The following is a 16,776-nucleotide window of genomic DNA, read 5'->3' as shown; positions in this document are numbered from 1 at the left end:
CTCACAGGGGAGCGTCGCCGGGCATGTGGCGGCGTCCACCCTCATCGGGCATAAGCTGCAAATAGGTCGAGTCCGGCCAGCAGCTCGGAAGGAGTGTCCCGCTCATGGTCAACGTCACCGACGGCTTCGGGTCCAGCATTCTGGGGTACCCGCGCATCGGTCCGCACCGGGAACTCAAGCGTGCTTTGGAGTCCTATTGGCACGGCACGCTTTCACGCGACGAGCTGCTGGCCGTCGGGCGTGAAATTCAGGAGAGCCAGTATCTGGAACTGGCCGCCACCGGGCTCACCCAGGTTCCGGGCAACACTTTCTCCTACTACGACCACATTCTCGACAACGCGCTGCTGTTCGGCGCGGTCCCGAAGCGGTTCGAGGCGGAGCGAGAAGGCCTGCACCCCTTGGACTTCTATTTCCTGATGGCGCGTGGCCGTCCGGATCTGCCGCCGCTGGAACTGGTGCGCCTGCTCAATACCCCGTACCACTACCGGCAGCCGGAGCTGGAGACCGACACCGAGTTCTCGCTGCACCCCGAGGCGCTGCTGGACGAATTCGACCGGGCCAAGGCGGCCGGCATCGAACTGCGTCCCGTCGTGCTCGGGCCGCTGTCGCTGCTGCTGCTGTCCAAGACCGGGCACGTGCCCGGCGAGACCGAGTTCGACAAGCTGAAGCTGCTCGACAAGCTGCTGCCGGTCTACGAGGAACTGTTCGAGGTGCTCGCCAAGCGCGGCGCCACCTGCGTGCAGCTGGACGAGCCGTGCTTCACCAGCGATCGCTCGCCGTCCACCATCGAACTGTTCGAGAAGGCGTACCAGCGGCTCTCGAAGGCCCCGCTGCGGCCGCGCCTGCTGGTCACCGGGCAGTACGGCGACTTCGGCGAGGCGCTCACGGTGCTGGCGCGGTCCAATGTCGAGGCCATCGGGCTCGACCTGGCCAGCTTCCGGATCACCCCGGAGGCGCTGGCCGAGATCCCCGGCATCAAGCGCAAGCGGCTGTACGCGGGCGTCATCAGCGGCACCAACGTGTGGCGCGCCGACCGCTACCGGACCCTGGACTACCTGCACAAGCTGGCCCAGGTGTGCCCGGATATGGTGGTGTCCACCGGATCGACGCTGCTGCACGTGCCCTACGACACCCTCGTCGAGTACGAGCTCGAGGAGAACGTCGCCGACCGGCTCGCCTTCGCCAAACAGAAGGTCCTGGAAGTGGTTTCGCTCGCGAAGGCGCTCACCGAAGGGCCCTCGGAGAAGTGGCGCAAGGTGCCGACCGCGGTGCACTTCAAGCAGAAGCACGCGGTGCGGCAGCGGGTGTACGCCATCACGCCGCAGATGCGCGAGCGCGAACCGTATGCCGCCCGCAAGGTCGCGCAGCAGGCCAAGCTGAACTTGCCGCTGGTCCCGGCCACCACGCTGGGCTCCTTCCCGCAGACCTTCACCGCCCGCCAGGCGCGCTACGACCTCGGTCAGGGCCGGCTGTCCTACGACGAGTACCGCAAGCGCATCGAAGCCGAGATCGAGTCCACCATCCGCCTGCAGGAGGACATCGGCCTCGATGTGCTGGTGCACGGCGAGCACGAGCGCAACGACATGATCCAGTACTTCGCGGAGCTGCTCGACGGCTTCGCCACCACCCACTTCGGCTGGGTGCAGGTGTACGGATCCCGTTGTGTGCGACCGCCGATCGTGTACGGCGACGTGTCCCGGCCCAAGGCCATGTCGGTGGACTGGACCGCCTACGCGCAGTCGCTCACCGACAAGCCGGTCAAGGGCATGGTCACCGGACCGGTCACCATGCTGGCGCGCTCGTTCGTGCGGCAGGACCAGCCGCTGTACGAGACCGCCGACCAGGTGGCGCTGGCGGTGCGCGACGAGGTGGTGGATCTGGAGAAGGCGGGCATCGCCATCATCCAGGTGGACGAGCCGTCCATTCGCGAGCTGCTGCCGCTGCGCAAGAAGGGGCAGGCCGAATACCTGCGCTGGGCGGTCGGGGCGTTCAAGCTGGCCACTTCCGGGGTCAAGCCGGAAACCCAGATCCACACGCACATCGGCTATTCCAGCCGGGACGACGTGGTGCAGGCCATCGAGGAACTCGACGCCGACGTCACCGCCATCGTCGCCACCCGCTCCATCGAATGGGTGCTGGAATCGCTGAAGGACGACTGCGCCGAAGGGCGCGGCCTCACCCACGGCGTCGGCCCGGGCGTGTACGAGTCGCGATCGGCTCGCATCCCGGACATCGACGAGCTGGACGAACTGCTCACCGCCGCCGCGGAAGCCGTTACGCCGCAGCGGTTGTGGGCCAATCCGGACGGTGGCCTGAAGACCCGCCACCACTGGCAGCTGGATCCGTCCCTGCGCAATATGGTCGCGGCCGCCCGCCGCGTCCGCCGCCGGGCCGAAGCCGCCGAACAGGGGTAGCTCGAAAACCGAGGGGCGGCGCGGGCTTTCGTCCGCGCCGCCCTTTTTCGTGCCCGATGCGCGGTCATGAACCGGTCACGAAACGCGAATTAGCCTGCGGAGGAAGGTTTTCGGAAGGAGAACGAGATGGATCCGTCAGGTAAGACCGACCAGCCCCAGCCCGACCCGGCGCCCGCCCGCGAGGCCGGGGAGAGCTACCGGGAGAAAACCGGCGAGGCGCCGCCGGAATGGCAGTGGAAGACCTCGCGCTAGGGCGGGGAGTGGCGTAGAACGCGTCCGGAGTTCCCGGATCGGGCGGATGCGCCGGGTTAGCCTGGGCGGGTTCGAATCGAGATGGGAGTAGGGCCGTGGGTCTGTTCGACAACTTGAAGGATGCCGCCGGGAAGGCCGCCGAGCTGGCGGGACAGCACGCGGACAAGCTGGATCCGCTGGTGGACAAGGCCGGCGACATGCTGGACGAGAAGACCTCCGGCAAATACGCCGAGCACGTGGACAAGGTGCAGGACGCGGCCAAGAAGGCGCTGCACGAGCAGGCGGGACAGCAGTAGCGGGCACTCCTCGTCGAGCGGCCGGCGGCTACGCTGTCGCCGGTTCGCTACTGCCGCAGGGTCTTTCGGGGCCTCGGCGGAACCCGGGAGCCCGGCCCCCGGGAACCCCCGGACGGAGCGGGATTCACCAGTTCCGGCCGTTGCCGCCGCTGCCGTTGTGATCGCCGCGGTCGTGGCCGTGCTCGGACTGCCAGCGGTCCTTGTAGTGGCTCCAGCAGTAGTTCCAGTCGTAACCGCGGCTGTTGCGATCGCAGTAGTAGTGGTAGTCGTCGCGATCGCTGTTCGCGGCGGCGATGCCCGCGCCCAGGGGGAGGGTGAAGGCGGCGGCGACCAGTACGGTGGCGAGGCGCTTGGCGGTGTGTTTCATGCGATGGGCTCCTGTTGCATTGGGACTCGGGGCGATTCCCTTGCAAACAATGGTGCTGTTCAGCGCCGATATTCTCTGTCCGCTGCTCGACGGACCAAGTGTGTTCGCGCCGACAGTCGCCCTCGGTTCAGCGCAGCAGCTCCGACACCTGCCACAGCCGCACCGTGGCATCGGCGCTGCCGGTGGCCAGCACCTTCCCGTCCGGGCTGAATGCCAGGGTGTGCACCGGAGAAGTGTGGCCGGACAACGGATTTCCGATCGGCTCCCGGGTACCGAGATGCCACAGCCGGGCGGTGCCGTCGCGGCTCCCGCTGGCCAGCAGCGTCCCGTCGGGGCTGAATCCCAGGCTCAGAATCGGTTCGCTGTGGCCGCTCAGCGGTTTACCCGAGGCGGCGCGGTCGGCCCACAACCGGATGGTGGCGTCGTCGCCGCCGCTGGCCAGCAGGGTACCGCCCGGGTTGTAGGCGACCGTGCGGATCTGGCTGTTGTGGCCGGTGAGGGTGGCCAGGGCGGCGCGGGTCTTGACCGACCAGAGCCGCACCGTGGTGTCGGCGCTGCCGGTGGCGATGGTGGCGCCGTCCGGATGGAACGCCAGGCCGCGCACCGCGCCGGTGTGCCCGGTGAGCGCCGCGCCCGCCGGCTGCCGCGACCGCACCGTCCACAATTGCGTCGTGGTGTCCTCGGAGGCGGTGGCGAGCAGGCTGCCGTCGGGGGAGAAGGCCAGTGCGCGAATGGCATTGGTCTGCGCGGTGAGCGGGCTGCCGAGTGGCTGGCGGGTGTGCGCGTCCCACAGCCGGACGGTCATGTCCTCGCTGCCGGTGGCGAGCAGTGCGCCGTCGGCGGAGATGGCGAGCGCGCGGATCGAATTGCTGTGCCCGGTCAGTGGATTGCCCAGCTCCCGGCCGGAAGCGACCTCGAAATAGCGGGCGGTGTTGTCCTTGCCGCCGATGATCAGCGTGCCGCCGTCCGGGGTGAACGCCAGGGCCAGCACCTGGGACGGAAGCGTGAGCCGCTCCGGGGTCTTCGCGGACTGGGCGGGTTCGCTCGCGGAGTTCTGGTCGCCGTCCCGGGTCGAGACCGCGAGCGCCGCCGCCGCGAGCGCCGCGCTGACCCCAGCTGCCGCGCCGCCGATGAGCAAGCGCCGCCGTGTGATGAGACGCCGTGGTGATTCGGGGGTAATCCCCTGTGCCGCAGACCTTTCCGGTCCAGTAGCGGGACCGGTCACCGGGCCGCCGCCCGGAAGCTGCTGAGCCGCAATGCCTTCCGGATGTGTCGGGGTACGGCGTTCCGGCTGGTAGAAGCCGAGTCCGCGGCCGGAAGGATCCGATCCGGGCGTGTCCGCCGGTGGGGGAGTGCGTGGTTCGCCCGGCGGCGTGGTGATCGTCGCCTCGTCCGCGGCGGGGACGTAGCGCCGGGTCACGGTGTTCCCGGACGGTTCGGCCACCAGCGCCGCGTGCGCCGCGCGGGCCATGCTGGTGCAGTCGGTGTAGCGGTCGTCCGGATGCTTGGCCAGCACCGTGGCGAACACCTCGTCCAGTGCGGCCGGTAGATCCGGGTAGCGCTCGGAGGGGCGCGGCGGCGGCGAGTACAGGTGCGCGGCCATGATGGCGGCCTCGTCCGGGCGCGGGTACGGGGCCTCGCCGGTGAGGAGTTTGTAGAGCGTGCAGCCCAGCGAGTAGATGTCGGCGCGATGGTCGACGGGGTTGCTGCTGAAGCGTTCCGGGGCCGCGTAGGCGACGGTGGCCGAGACCCGGGAGCCGGTCTCGGTATCGTCCAGGCTGCGCGCGATGCCGAAGTCGGTGACCAGGGTGCGTTCGTAATCCTCTTGTTCGACAAGGAGATTCGCGGGTTTCACATCACGGTGCAGGATGCCGTAGCGATGGGCGTGGTCGAGCGCGGCGGCGGCATCGCCGATCATGCGCACGGCCCGCGCCACCGGGATGCGCCCGCCGGAGGCGTTCAGCAGCCCGGCGGCGTCGCCGCCCTCGATGAACTTCATGGATATCCACAGCACATCGTCATCGGGCGAATTGCGGTCGTAGATGGGCACGATATTGGGATGGTCCAGCGCGGTGATCATCGCTGCCTCGCGCTCGAATCGCGCCCGCGCCTTCTCGTCGTCGGCGAAGCTCTCGTTCAGAACTTTGAGGGCGACCAGTCTCTCCAGGCGCGGATGCCGGGCCAGATACACCACACCCATTCCGCCCGCGCCCAATTGGCGTTCGATGGTGTACCCCGCGAACCTCGCTCCAGCCCGGAACCGCATCGGGCACCTACCTCCCCTGATACACGCGCCGTGCAGTCACAGTACGCCGTGATCCGGCCTTCGGCCGAAGGAAAGGTGTGGGGGTTTCACCCCCCACCCCCTTCTTCGAGGTGGTGGGCTTCCACCCCGCCGTTCGGCGGGTGGTCGACATCCGCCTCCACCCGGTCGGCGGGTAGCGCACGGCGGCCACCGATCACCCGGTACTACGAGCCGGGCGGGCGGCAGGTTCAGGAGGGAGCGGAACGGAATCGGTCGCGCAGCGATTTGCGCGGGCGGGCTTGGGGTTTCGCGACGTCCGGCGGCACCACCTCGTAGCGCCGGATGTACGCGCCGATGAACGCCTGCGCGGTCGCGGTCACGGGTATCGCGAGCAATGCGCCCGTCGCGCCGAACAATGCCGCGCCCGCCAGCACCGCCCCGAAGGCCACCGCCGGATGCATATCGAGCGTGGTGGCGGTGATGCGCGGTTGCAGCACATAGTTCTCGAACTGCTGATACACCACGATGAACGCCAGAATCCAGAGCGCGTCGCGCGGCTGCTGCGCCAGCGCCACCACCACCGGCAGCGCCCCGGCGAGGTAGGTACCGACGGTCGGGATGAACTGCGAGACCACGCCCACCCAGATGGCCAGTGCGAACGCCGACGGAATCCCGATGATCCGCATGGCCGCGTAGTGGGCGACAGTCGAGCAGAGTGCCAGCAGCGCACGGGAATACAGGTAGCCGCCGGTCTTCTCGACCGCGATATCCCAGGCCCGCAACACGGGTACCTGACGCTGCGGCGGCAGCAGCGAGCACACGGCGTTGCGGAAGCGCGGGCCGTCCGCGGCGAAGTAGTAGGTGAACAGCAGCACCCCCAGACCCTGGAAGATCACCCCGATGGCGGTGGTGCCGATGCCCCACACATCCCCGGCCAGCCCCACCACGTACCCCTCCAGCGAGGAGCTCACCTCACCGGCCCGCTCGGTGATATCGGCGGCCGAAAGTTCGGTGTGGAAGGTCGAATTGATCCAATCCACCGTGTCGTCCGCATAGCGCGGGGCATTGCGCACCAGCGAGGTCACCTGCTCGACGACCAGCTCGCCCAGCGTCCACACGAAACTGATCAGCACCACCAGCACGCCCGCGAACACCGCCCCGGTGGCCGGCCCGCGCTTCCACCCCTTGCTCGCCAGCCAGTTCACCGCCGGTTCGATCGCGAACGCCAGAAACAGCGACACCACCAGCACGGTCAGTAGCCCGCGCAACTGCAACAGCACCCAGAAGGTGACGACCACCGCCGCCACCGTGACCGCCGCGAGCAGATACGCACGCGGTAGCCACGGCGGCAGCACCGCCGACACCGGAACCGGCTCGGGCGCTAGCTCTTCCTCGGCAACACGATCATCCTCGGACACACGGCAAACGTAGTCCGCGACCGCCTGTCCCGCCGGGAGCGGCGCGCGCGGCCGCGCGCCACAACCCACGGATTCCCCTCCCCCAAGAGGTTCGGGGGCGAAGTGTCCGAGAGCGCGGCCACCACCCTCCCCCAGGAGCTTCGGGGCCAAGCCCCTGAGAGTGCGGGCACCGCCTTCCCTCGGGGAGGTTCGGGGGCGAGAGTGCAGGCGCTACCTTCCCCAGGGGTTCGTGGCCGAGAGCGCGGACGCAGCCTTCCCCCAAGGGGTTCGGGGTGAAGTCTCCGAGAGTGCGGACGCCACCCTCCCGAGGGGGTTCGGGGGCGAAGCCCCTGAGAATTTCAAGAGTTGTACCTACTAGATGGTGGCGGCGTCGATGACGAAGCGGTAGCGGACGTCGCTGGCGATCACGCGGTCGTAGGCCTCGTCGATGCGGTCGGCGGAGATGACCTCGATTTCGGCGCCGATGCCGTGCTCGGCGCAGAAGTCCAGCATGGCCTGGGTCTGGGCGACGCCGCCGATCATCGAACCCGCGAGCGAGCGACGGTAGCCGGCGAGGGTGAAAGGCTTGGCCTCCAAAGGCTTTTCGGGCAGGCCGAGAATCACCAGCGTGCCGTCCAAGGCCAGCAGCTTCAGGTAGCTGTCGATCGGCAGATCCGCGGAGACGGTATTGAGGATCAGGTCGAACCGCCCGCGCAGATCCTTGAACGTCTGCCGGTCCCCGGTCGCGTAGTAGTGCGCCGCCCCGAACTTCTTCCCGTCCTCCTGCTTGGACAGCGACTGCGACAGCACCGTCACCTCGGCCCCCATGGCCGCGGCGATCTTCACCCCGATATGCCCGAGCCCGCCCATCCCGATGATGGCGACCTTCTTGCCCGGCCCCGCGTTCCAATGCCGCAGCGGCGAGAACAGCGTGACCCCCGCGCACAGCAGCGGCGCGGCCACATCCAGCCCGATCCCCTCCGGAATCGACACCACGAACCCCTCGGTCACCACCACCTGCGTCGAGTACCCGCCGAGCGTGTACCCGCCCGCCTGCGCCGCCTCCGGCACCGGCGAGTTGTAGGTCATGGTCGCCCCCGGCACGCAGTACTGCTCCTCACCGGCCAGGCAGGGCGCGCACTTGCCACACGAATCGACCATGCAGCCCACGCCGACCCGATCCCCGACCCGATGCCGGACCACCTCGGACCCGACGGCGGCCACGATCCCGGCGATCTCGTGCCCGGGCACGCACGGATACCGGGTGCCGCCCCACTCGTCACGGGCGGTGTGAATATCGGAATGGCAGATACCGGCGTATTTCACGTCGATCAGCACATCGTGCGGTCCGAGCTCCCGTCGCTCGACGGCGACCTTCTCGAACGGCCCCTCGGGACTGGATACGGCATACGCGGCAGCAGTGCTCATGGATTCCAGCATGGCACGCGGTGTGGCGTGCCGAAGGACCGGCAACCGCTCGGCATGCTGGTTCGATGGCCATTCTGCTGTCCCTGGTCTCCATGTGCGCGACGCTGATCGGCGGTCTGCTGGCCGTCCGCATCGGCGAGCGCAAACGCCTGGTGCTGGGCCTGGCCGCGGGCGTCATGCTGGGCGTGGTCGCCTTCGACCTGATGCCGGAGGCCCTGGAAGCCGAGACCGGCAGCGCGCTCGGGGTGCCGATTCCGCTGCTGGCCGCGGTGGTCGGGTTCTTCACCGTGCACATCATCGAGCGCACGGTGGCCATCCACACCGGGTACGAGGACGAATTCGGTTCGCACCACCACGATTTCGCCTCGGTGGGTTTGCTGGCGGGCGCGGGGCTGGTGTTCCATTCCACGCTGGACGGGCTCAGCATCGGGTTCGGGTATCAGGCCAGTTCGGCGATCGGCGCGGCGGTGGCCATCGCCGTCATCTGCCACGATTTCGCCGACGGCTTCAACACTTTCACCATCACCACGCTGTACGGCAATGCCCGCAAACGCGGCCTGATCATGCTCGGCCTGGACGCCGTCGCACCGGTGGTGGGCGCGATCATCGGCACCCTGGTGAAGGTCCCGGCCGAACTCGTCGGGCTCTACCTCGGCTACTTCGCGGGCTTCCTGCTCTACCTCGCCACCGCCGACATCCTGCCCGAGGCACATGCCGGCAAACCCGCCAAGGGACCGCTGTTCTGCACCCTGGCCGGGGTGCTCTTCATGCTCGGGATCGCCGCACTGAGCCATTGAAAAACTGGTACACCAGTAGATAACAGACGCTCGAAGCCGGCGGGCGAACAGCAGTCGGGAGGGTCCATGTACGACGACTCGCGCCGGACGCGACCCAGCTGGGGCGGCCGCGTCCTCGCCCTGATCGTCGCGGCCGTCCTGGCCGGCACCGCCTTCCTCGGCTATCACGGCGAATTCGCCCGCTGGTCGTTCGGTGCGCAGACCAGCACCGCCGGGCTGGTCGGGCCGCCGCTGCCGCCGCTGGACGCCACACTGGTGTCCGGTGAGGTCGAGCCCGCGCTGGTGAACATCACCGCGGGGCTGCGGCCGTACGGGGTCGGTGCGGCCGGGTCGGGCATCGTGCTCACCGCCGACGGGCAGGTGCTGACCAGCCATCACGTCATCAAAGGGGCGGACACCGTATCGGTTTCGGATATCGGCACCGGGGCGGTGTATCAGGCCGTCGTGCTGGGGTACGACTCCGGCGCGGATATCGCGCTGCTGGAGCTGCCGGGGGCCAGCGACCTACCGGTGGCGCGGATCGGCAGTTCCGCGCCGCTGCGTCTGGGCGACGAGGTGCTGGCCATCGGGAACGCGGGCGGCACCGGCTCGCCGACCGCGGTGGGCGGCAATATCACCGGATTGGATTCGTCCATCGTGGCGCGCAATTCGGCGGACCTGTCCCGGAAATCCTTGCGCGGCATGATCGAAGTGGCGGCGCAGGTGGCGGCCGGGCAGTCCGGCGGGGCGCTGGTGGACCGGTACGGGGCGGTGGTCGGGGTGGTCACGGCCGCCTCGGGGGAAATGCAGAAAGCGCTGGGGCGCGGGCCGAACGGATACGCGGTGCCGATCGACGCCGCCATGCGCGTGGTCCGCCAGATCCGTTCCGGCACACCGACCGACAGCGTGCACGTGGGGCCGACGGCGACGCTGGGCATCATCACCTCGGACGCCAAACCGGTGGGGGCGCGCATCGACGTCGCGGTGTTCGGGCAGCCCGCGTACGCGGCGGGGCTCGCCGAGGGGGAGGTGATCACCGCCGTCGACGGCCGGGCGATCGCGAACACCCAGGCGTTGAAGTCGGCGCTGAACCTGTACAAGCCCGAAGACGCTGTGCACCTGGATATTTCCGAGCCCGGGGGAGTGCAGCGGACGGTGAGCGTGACGCTCACCGCCGGCCCGCCCAACTAGCGTGCGCCCCACACCCCGGCGCCCCCAATCGACTCGTTTTTCAGAGCTTCTCGGCCCAGTAATCCTGGAACTGGATGTAGACGATCAGGATCACCACGGCGTAGTAGACGGCGACCACGGTCCACCGCCATTCCATGATGATCTGCAGCAATCCCTTCGACCGGCCCCACAGCTGCCCGGTCACGATGGCCAGCAGCGCCGGCGTCACCGCCCACACCACCATGCACCACGGGCACAGCGCGTGAATCTGGAAGACCGCCTGATAGATCAGCCAGCCGATGAATCCCATCCCCGCGGCCAGGCCGATCCACAGCCCGCCCCAGATCCAGTTCGGGAAACCGATGCCCGCCACCGCGAGCACCCCGAGCGTCACCACCACCGAGAACCCGACCACGCCGATGATCGGGTTCGGGAACCCGAACGCCGCCGCCTGATCCGATTCCATGATGGTCGTACAGGCCACCACCTGATCGATGCTGCACAGCGGTTTGAACCCGGGTTCGGTGAAGAGCTTGAACTTGTCGACCAGCAACGTCACCGACGCGATCCAGCCGATCAGTCCGCCCAGCAGCAACGGCCAGGCGGACTTGGGGGGAGCCGCGGCGATCACTGCTTCGCCGCGGCCTCGATGACCGGCTTCAAACCGCCCTGGCTCATCAGCGACTGACCGTCGGTGACCTGCTTGCCGGCCACATAGACGCTCGGCGTGGACTTGAGGCCGGTGCCGAACACGGCGGTGGTCTCGTCCTTGACGTACTGGGCGTACTTGTTGCCGCGAATCGCTTCGGCGATGGCGGGATCGGTGTACCCGGCCTCGTTCGCGATCTGGATCAGCTGGTCGTCGGTCATGCCGTTGCCGCCCTCCTTGGGCTGCTTGGCGAACATGGTGGCCAGCCAGTTCTGGAACTTCGACGGATCGGCCGAGCCGACCACGTAGGCGGCATTGGCCGCGCGGGTGGAGTACTGGTTGCCGTTGGAGGCGCGATCCAGGAACGAGATGATGTTGTACTCGACGGACGCGGTGCCATTGGCCACCTCCTCCTCGAGGGTCTTGGCATTGGCCTGCTCGAACATCTGGCAGGCCGGGCACTGCAGGTCGGCGACGACCTGGACGCGCACCTTGGCGTCGGCCTTGCCGATGCGGATCGCGCCGCCGGCGGTGACATTCGGCGGAATCGCGCCCGAACTGGTGACCGTCGGGGCGAAGGCGCTGGCGCCGTCGCCGCCGGAGTCCTTGTCGGACTTGCGCATTGCCAATCCGATGCCGATGGCGGCCACCAGGCCGACCAGGACCACGGCCACGCCGACCTGGATCAGCACCTTCCGATTGCGATCGGCCTGCGCCGCTTTGGCCAGCGGATTGTTGCCGGATTTCTTGTTCACCTGAGCGCTCACCACGCCTTCCGTCGTGTCACGTCCTGCGGGCCCATCTTCGCCCGCAAACCTGAGAGATTGCTGTATCTATTGCCCTCCGCTGCGCTCCGGGCGGGTTCGCGGCCCCCTATGTCTCCGTTCTTCCCTCCCTCCGCTCCTCCGCTGCGCTCCCCCGCGCCGCTCAGTCCAGAACGAGACGGGCCGCGAACCTGGGGTTTCGGCGAAAACGGTTTGGAGTTCGAGAGGTGGCGGGGATCACGCCTTCGCCAGGCGCTTCTTCTGTTCCTCGATATCGAAATCGGCGGGCGGCCAATCCAGCTTCAAGCCCTGCAGCGCGTCGATCAGCAATTCGGTGACGGCCAGGCGGGCGTACCACTTGGAATCGCAGGGCAGTACGAACCACGGGGCGTAGTCGGTGTTGGTGCGATCCAGAACGGCTTGGTAGGCCTCTTGATACGCGGGCCAGTACGCCCGCTCGTCGATATCGGCCGGATTGAACTTCCAGTATTTGTCGGCCCGCTCCAGCCGCTGGGCCAGGCGCTTCTTCTGTTCGTCGAGCGAGACGAACATGGCCACCTTGACGATGGTGGTGCCCTCGTCGGCCAGCTTGCGCTCGAACTTGTTGATCTCGTCGTAGCGCTTGCCCCACACCTCCGGCGGCACCAGATCGTGTACCCGCACCACCAGTACGTCCTCGTAGTGCGAGCGGTCGAAGACGCCGATCTGCCCGCCCTTGGGCAGCTGCTTGCGGATCCGCCACAGGAAGTGGTGCTTCTTCTCCTCCGCGGTCGGCACGCCGAAGGCCGCGTGGTCCACGCCCTGCGGGTCGACCGAGCCGATCACGTGCCGGACGATGCCGCCCTTGCCGGCGGTGTCCATGCCCTGCAGCACCAGCAGCACATTGCGGGTGTCGCCGGATCGGCCGTTGGCGTAGAGCTTTTCCTGGAGATCGGAGAGCACTTCGCGGCGTTCCTCGAGATATTTCTCGCCGGCTTTCTTATCGCCTTTGAATCCGGGGGTTGCCGCGGTGTTCAGATCTTTCACCTGGACGCCGTCGGCGCGCAGGGCTTTCGAAACCGGTTTCGACCAGGTAGTCGCTTTCGCCATCCTCCATGGTTAACACGAGGGGACCATTCGCGCAGGCAACCTCGCCGAATCAGACCCGGGCGAGACGTACCAAATGGTCGGCCAACTCCTCGTCGCTGACCGGAGCCAGCGTCAGATCCGCGGCGGTGGTCAGCAGATAGCGGCCGTCGCCGGAGAAATCCAGCCAGGTGCGATGGCGGGTCGGCGGGGACAGCGGATTGGCCGGTTCCACCGAGACGGTGATGAAACCGCGGCCGTCCACCGGATCGCGCAGCTTGCTGCGGAAGCGGTCGGCGCCGGCCGGATCGGCGGTGGGATCGGGTTGCAGCACCGCGCTCTGCGCCTCCTGCATGGGGGCGAGCCGGCCGGGCGGCGCGGAACCGATGATCTCGACCAGTTCCCGGCCCAATTGCTCGGCGGGACAGACCGATACGGTCACGGTGTCGGGCAGGCCGACCAGAATGCCCGCGCGCTGCTGGGCGACGGCGGCGAAGGCCAGGATGCGGCCGGACTCGGGCGCGGTGCGCTCGCCGTAGAGGGTGACCGTGGTGGTGTCGCTGCGGGCGCACAGGGCCAGCGCGGCGGCCAGGTCGGGATCGGTGCGGCGCAGATAGCGATGCGCCAAACGCGGTGTGGCGGCGGGGTTCTCCGGAGCGGGCGGCATGGTGTCGAGCGGATAGGGGTGGCGGTCACGCTGCGTTTCACGGGTCCAGACCAGTGCGAACTCATCGGGGGTCAGGATCCATTTCACTGTGGCCGGCCTCCGGTGGAGGCGGGGCCAGTCGAACCTGACCCGATGTCCGAAGTGGACATATCGGGTGTCCCCCCTTTCCTTGGTGCGATCCTCCGTCCCGATCGCGACCCTACCCGAGGGGTCGGCCGGTCGCCGTTCGTCGGACAAGCCACTCGAATCCGGCAAACGCCCGGTGGCGTTCCGGCCGGGAGGTGCGCATCGAGCCCCTCCGGTCGATTGACCAGGAGTTGTGTGGCCGCGCGCCGTGAACGGGAACCGGAGGTGGTGATGGCGATCGCCCGAATGCGGATGGCACGATTTGTCGGTGCCGGAGCCGTAATTGTCAGCGCCGGAACCGCAGTCGCCGCCCTGCTCACCCGCCGATCGGGCCGAGGAAGGGCAGCACCACCCGGCAGCCGACCGGTTCGGCGTGCGCCGGATCGAGGGCATTGAGCACCACGCGCACCGCCACCGGATCCGCCGTCAGCTCATAGTGTTCGGTGAAATCGGTGGCGCACAGGTCCTGCAGGATCACATTGGTGACGTTCGGGCCGGAGAGCTGACCGGTCGGCCATGGGGTGGCGATCTCGTCGTAACGGGTGACCACCGTGGTGAACCGGATATCGGGCGCGAGGGCCGGGTCGGGATTCAAGATGTCCAGGAACGTCTTACCGGGCGAGAGCTGGCACGGACCGCACTGCTCCACCAATTGCGCACCGAGCGAAGTGGATTCGAGCAGCGGCTGGAGTTCGGCGATGCCGCTGACCGTGGAACCGTGCAGCGGCGCGGCGAGCGCGATGTAGTCGTCGACCTTCGGGATGCCGCCCAGGTAGTTGAGGTAGTAGAACGGCACCGCACCGCCCATGGAGTGGCCGACCAGGTCCACCTTCTCCACACCCGTGACGGTCCGTACCAGATCGACGAAAGCGGCTATCTGCCGGGCGCTTTCGGGAATCGGCGCCATCGCGCCGAAGACCGGTCCGAGCAGGCCGGCGCCGTAGGTGGTGGTGAAGACGCAGTACCCGGCGCCGGCCAGCACCGGCGAGAGCGTGTTCCAGGTGATGGTCTCGTTGGACAACCCGTTCAGCAGCACCACCGGATCCGGATGCGCCGCAGTGGGTTTGCAGTTCCAGTCGTTCGCGCCGGGCGGCGGCTGGCCGGGACCGCTGAGCTGGGCGGCCAGGCCGCCCAGGTAGCTGTAGGACGGTTCCTCGGCCATGGCATTGCCGGTCAGGTTCGGCGCGACGGCCGCGAGCAGGGCGGCGGCCAGGACGGCGCAACGATGGGCCAATCGCATTGGCGTACTCCTCGTTTCGGTCCGATCGGCCGCCGGGCACCCCTCGAGTCCAGCATGACCGACCGGTCGGTCACAGATTAACGCCGCTGTGTACCCTTCCGGAAGAGGACGAAAGGAATTCGGCTATGCCACGCCCGCCCGAACCCGGCCGCAATGCCCTACTGCAGGCGGGCACCGATATCGCCGCCGCGGACGGCTTGCGCGGATTGTCCATCAATGCCGTGGTGGCGGCGGCCGGCATGGCCAAAGGGACCTTCTACCACCATTTTCCGGACCGGCGCAGCTATGTGATCGCCCTGCACCGGCGGTATCACGAGGAACTCGGCAAGCTCATCGGGACGGCCATCGAGGGGCGTGCGCCGGGGGCGGAACGGCTGCGCATCGGCATCACCGCCTATCTCGACGCGTGCCTGAACACCCGGGGCACCAAGGCTTTCCTGGCCCAATCCCGCACCGAGACGGACCTGCTGGACGAAGTGCTGGCGCGTAATCAGGAATTCGTCGCGCTGCTCGAACCCGATCTGGGGATGCTCGGCTGGGCGGATCCGGCCGCGGTGGCCCGGCTGGTCATCGCGATGGCGGCCGAGATCGCGCTGGTGGAAATGTATTCCGGCGGAGTGCGGGCGGAGCTGCGGTCGGCGCTCGATGCATTGATCGAGCGCCGACCTGCATGAGGCTCAGCCGCGTTCGACCTCGATGGTGATGTCCGCCTTGCGCAGGCGGTCGGTGAGGGCGTCGCCCATGGCCGAGGCGGGGGTCAGGATGCCCGCGAGTTCGGGGAGCTGGTCGAAGGCCAGGCACAGGCCGGCTTGGCCGAGCATGACCGAGGTGGCCTGGTAGCCGGGGTCGCCCTGGCCGGCGAAGGTGCACTCGTACTTCGCACCGGAGGTGGTGTGGGCGAAGGTGCGCATGGTGAACCAGCCGCTGTTGCGGGCCTTCTCGCTGGGGCCGGTGCCCGGCTTGGGGACGATCCGGTCGAGCAGTTTGCGGCCCAGGCCGACGCGCGAGAGGACCGCGCCCGCGGCCATGGTCGCCACGATGCCGCCCGCCATACCGGCCGCGACCAGCGGGGCGGTGGGTGCGGAACCGGCGCTCATGACCTCGCGGTAGCGGAAGTTCTTGCCGTACGGCCAGCCGAGCAGGCCATTGGAACGGCGGACGATCTTGGTGTTGTGGGCGGCCATGATGAAGGTGGACACCCACCCGTGCAGGCTCGGGTCGATGCTCGACGCCCGCTGCAGCGCCTGATCGGTCTGGCGGCCGACATCGGGATCCATGGACTTGTCGGGGCTCAGCGAATACGGGTGCGACATGACCGAGGCCTTGGACGGATCGGCCGCGATGGCCTCCATCATGGCGCGGCCGGAATCCACCGTGCCGCCGCTGACCCCGCCCTTGAGCCAGGCGACCAGGGTGGTGTCGGTCAGCTCGCCGGTATTGTCCGCGACGGTGCGCTTGTACAGCTGGTACACGCTCAGATCCGACGGAATCGAGTCGTAGCCACAGGAATTCACGATCTTCGCGCCTGTCGCGGCGGCCCGCTCGCCGAAGCGGTCGATGCACTCCCGGATGAACAGCGGCTCACCGGTCAGATCCGCGTAGTGCGTACCGTTCTCGGCGCACGCTTCGACCAGCGGCAGCCCGTAACGCAGGTACGGTCCGACCGTGGTCACCACCACCTTGGTCCGCGCCGCGAGCGCGTTCAAGCTCGCCTGATCATTCGAATCCGCCTGCACCAGCGGCCAATCCGCCGCCTGCGGCCCCAGCTCGGCGCGCACCGCGGCCAGCTTCTCCGGCGACCGGCCCGCCAGCGCGATCCGCGCCCCGGCGGGCGCCGCGCCCACCAGATACTCGGCCGTCAGCTTGCCGACGAAACCGGTAGCCCCGAATAGGACTAGGTCGAATTCCCTGTCTGCCATG

At 68.2% G+C, this 16,776-nt stretch carries 16 protein-coding genes; 6 read left to right on the top strand and 10 right to left on the bottom strand.

Translation table 11 applies throughout. From position 1 onward, the window contains the following. Window positions 1-104 precede the first annotated feature (104 nt). The 3 genes from metE to LTV02_RS24955 all read left to right on the top strand — a co-directional run bounded on the left by metE (window position 105) and on the right by LTV02_RS24955 (window position 2,962). The gene (gene metE / locus LTV02_RS24960; protein ID WP_067716778.1) at window positions 105-2,414 is read left to right on the top strand and encodes a 5-methyltetrahydropteroyltriglutamate--homocysteine S-methyltransferase; all 2,310 of its coding nucleotides are present in this window, start codon (window positions 105-107) and stop codon (window positions 2,412-2,414) included. Between the two features lie 126 nt (window positions 2,415-2,540). After that, window positions 2,541-2,666: a hypothetical protein gene (locus tag LTV02_RS39335; RefSeq protein ID WP_267888431.1), complete on the top strand. Its 126-nt coding sequence runs from the start codon at window positions 2,541-2,543 to the stop codon at window positions 2,664-2,666. A 95-nt stretch (window positions 2,667-2,761) separates the two neighbouring features. After that, on the top strand, window positions 2,762-2,962 hold the full coding sequence (locus tag LTV02_RS24955; RefSeq protein ID WP_067716776.1) for an antitoxin: 201 nt from the start codon (window positions 2,762-2,764) through the stop codon (window positions 2,960-2,962). Window positions 2,963-3,086: 124 nt separating this feature from the next. Here LTV02_RS24955 and LTV02_RS24950 read toward each other — a convergent pair whose 3' ends face one another. The 4 genes from LTV02_RS24950 to LTV02_RS24935 form a co-directional block, all read right to left on the bottom strand. Beyond that, window positions 3,087-3,329, bottom strand: coding sequence for a hypothetical protein (locus LTV02_RS24950; protein WP_233034213.1), 243 nt, complete (start codon window positions 3,327-3,329; stop codon window positions 3,087-3,089). A 127-nt stretch (window positions 3,330-3,456) separates the two neighbouring features. Beyond that, complete coding sequence (locus LTV02_RS24945; protein WP_233034211.1) at window positions 3,457-5,595, bottom strand: WD40 repeat domain-containing serine/threonine protein kinase; 2,139 nt, start codon at window positions 5,593-5,595, stop codon at window positions 3,457-3,459. Window positions 5,596-5,822: 227 nt separating this feature from the next. After that, the gene (locus LTV02_RS24940) at window positions 5,823-6,992 is read right to left on the bottom strand and encodes an AI-2E family transporter (protein ID WP_233034210.1); all 1,170 of its coding nucleotides are present in this window, start codon (window positions 6,990-6,992) and stop codon (window positions 5,823-5,825) included. A 354-nt stretch (window positions 6,993-7,346) separates the two neighbouring features. Next, on the bottom strand, window positions 7,347-8,399 hold the full coding sequence (locus LTV02_RS24935) for an NAD(P)-dependent alcohol dehydrogenase (protein ID WP_233034209.1): 1,053 nt from the start codon (window positions 8,397-8,399) through the stop codon (window positions 7,347-7,349). A 65-nt stretch (window positions 8,400-8,464) separates the two neighbouring features. On the opposite strand from LTV02_RS24935, the gene LTV02_RS24930 reads away from it, so the two are divergent. Then, entirely contained in the window at window positions 8,465-9,196 is a 732-nt protein-coding gene (locus LTV02_RS24930) for a ZIP family metal transporter (RefSeq protein ID WP_233034208.1), read from the top strand. A gap of 66 nt (window positions 9,197-9,262) precedes the next feature. Further along, a complete protein-coding gene (locus LTV02_RS24925; protein WP_233034207.1) occupies window positions 9,263-10,366 on the top strand; it encodes a S1C family serine protease in 1,104 nt (367 codons plus the stop codon). A 40-nt stretch (window positions 10,367-10,406) separates the two neighbouring features. On the opposite strand, the gene LTV02_RS24920 is transcribed toward LTV02_RS24925, so the two are convergent. The 5 genes from LTV02_RS24920 to LTV02_RS24900 form a co-directional block, all read right to left on the bottom strand. Beyond that, window positions 10,407-10,976, bottom strand: coding sequence for a vitamin K epoxide reductase family protein (locus tag LTV02_RS24920; RefSeq protein ID WP_332909532.1), 570 nt, complete (start codon window positions 10,974-10,976; stop codon window positions 10,407-10,409). Then, on the bottom strand, window positions 10,973-11,761 hold the full coding sequence (locus tag LTV02_RS24915) for a DsbA family protein (protein WP_233034206.1): 789 nt from the start codon (window positions 11,759-11,761) through the stop codon (window positions 10,973-10,975). The genes LTV02_RS24920 and LTV02_RS24915 overlap by 4 nt, the downstream gene beginning before the upstream one ends. 234 nt (window positions 11,762-11,995) lie before the next feature. After that, entirely contained in the window at window positions 11,996-12,847 is an 852-nt protein-coding gene (locus tag LTV02_RS24910; protein ID WP_233034205.1) for a polyphosphate kinase 2 family protein, read from the bottom strand. Window positions 12,848-12,896: 49 nt separating this feature from the next. After that, the gene (locus tag LTV02_RS24905; protein WP_233034204.1) at window positions 12,897-13,577 is read right to left on the bottom strand and encodes an ESX secretion-associated protein EspG; all 681 of its coding nucleotides are present in this window, start codon (window positions 13,575-13,577) and stop codon (window positions 12,897-12,899) included. A 355-nt stretch (window positions 13,578-13,932) separates the two neighbouring features. Next, window positions 13,933-14,856, bottom strand: a complete 924-nt coding sequence (locus tag LTV02_RS24900; protein WP_233034202.1) for an esterase/lipase family protein — start codon at window positions 14,854-14,856, stop codon at window positions 13,933-13,935. A 125-nt stretch (window positions 14,857-14,981) separates the two neighbouring features. On the opposite strand from LTV02_RS24900, the gene LTV02_RS24895 reads away from it, so the two are divergent. Continuing rightward, window positions 14,982-15,530, top strand: a complete 549-nt coding sequence (locus LTV02_RS24895) for a TetR/AcrR family transcriptional regulator (RefSeq protein ID WP_233034200.1) — start codon at window positions 14,982-14,984, stop codon at window positions 15,528-15,530. Between the two features lie 3 nt (window positions 15,531-15,533). Here the strand turns inward: LTV02_RS24895 and LTV02_RS24890 are convergent, their stop codons facing one another. Then, window positions 15,534-16,775: a saccharopine dehydrogenase family protein gene (locus LTV02_RS24890; protein ID WP_233034198.1), complete on the bottom strand. Its 1,242-nt coding sequence runs from the start codon at window positions 16,773-16,775 to the stop codon at window positions 15,534-15,536. Window position 16,776: the final 1 nt, after the last annotated feature.

Source organism: Nocardia yamanashiensis, assembly GCF_021183565.1.
Classification (GTDB): Bacteria; Actinomycetota; Actinomycetes; order Mycobacteriales; family Mycobacteriaceae; genus Nocardia; species Nocardia yamanashiensis.
This window is presented reverse-complemented; position numbering and strand designations above follow the sequence as displayed.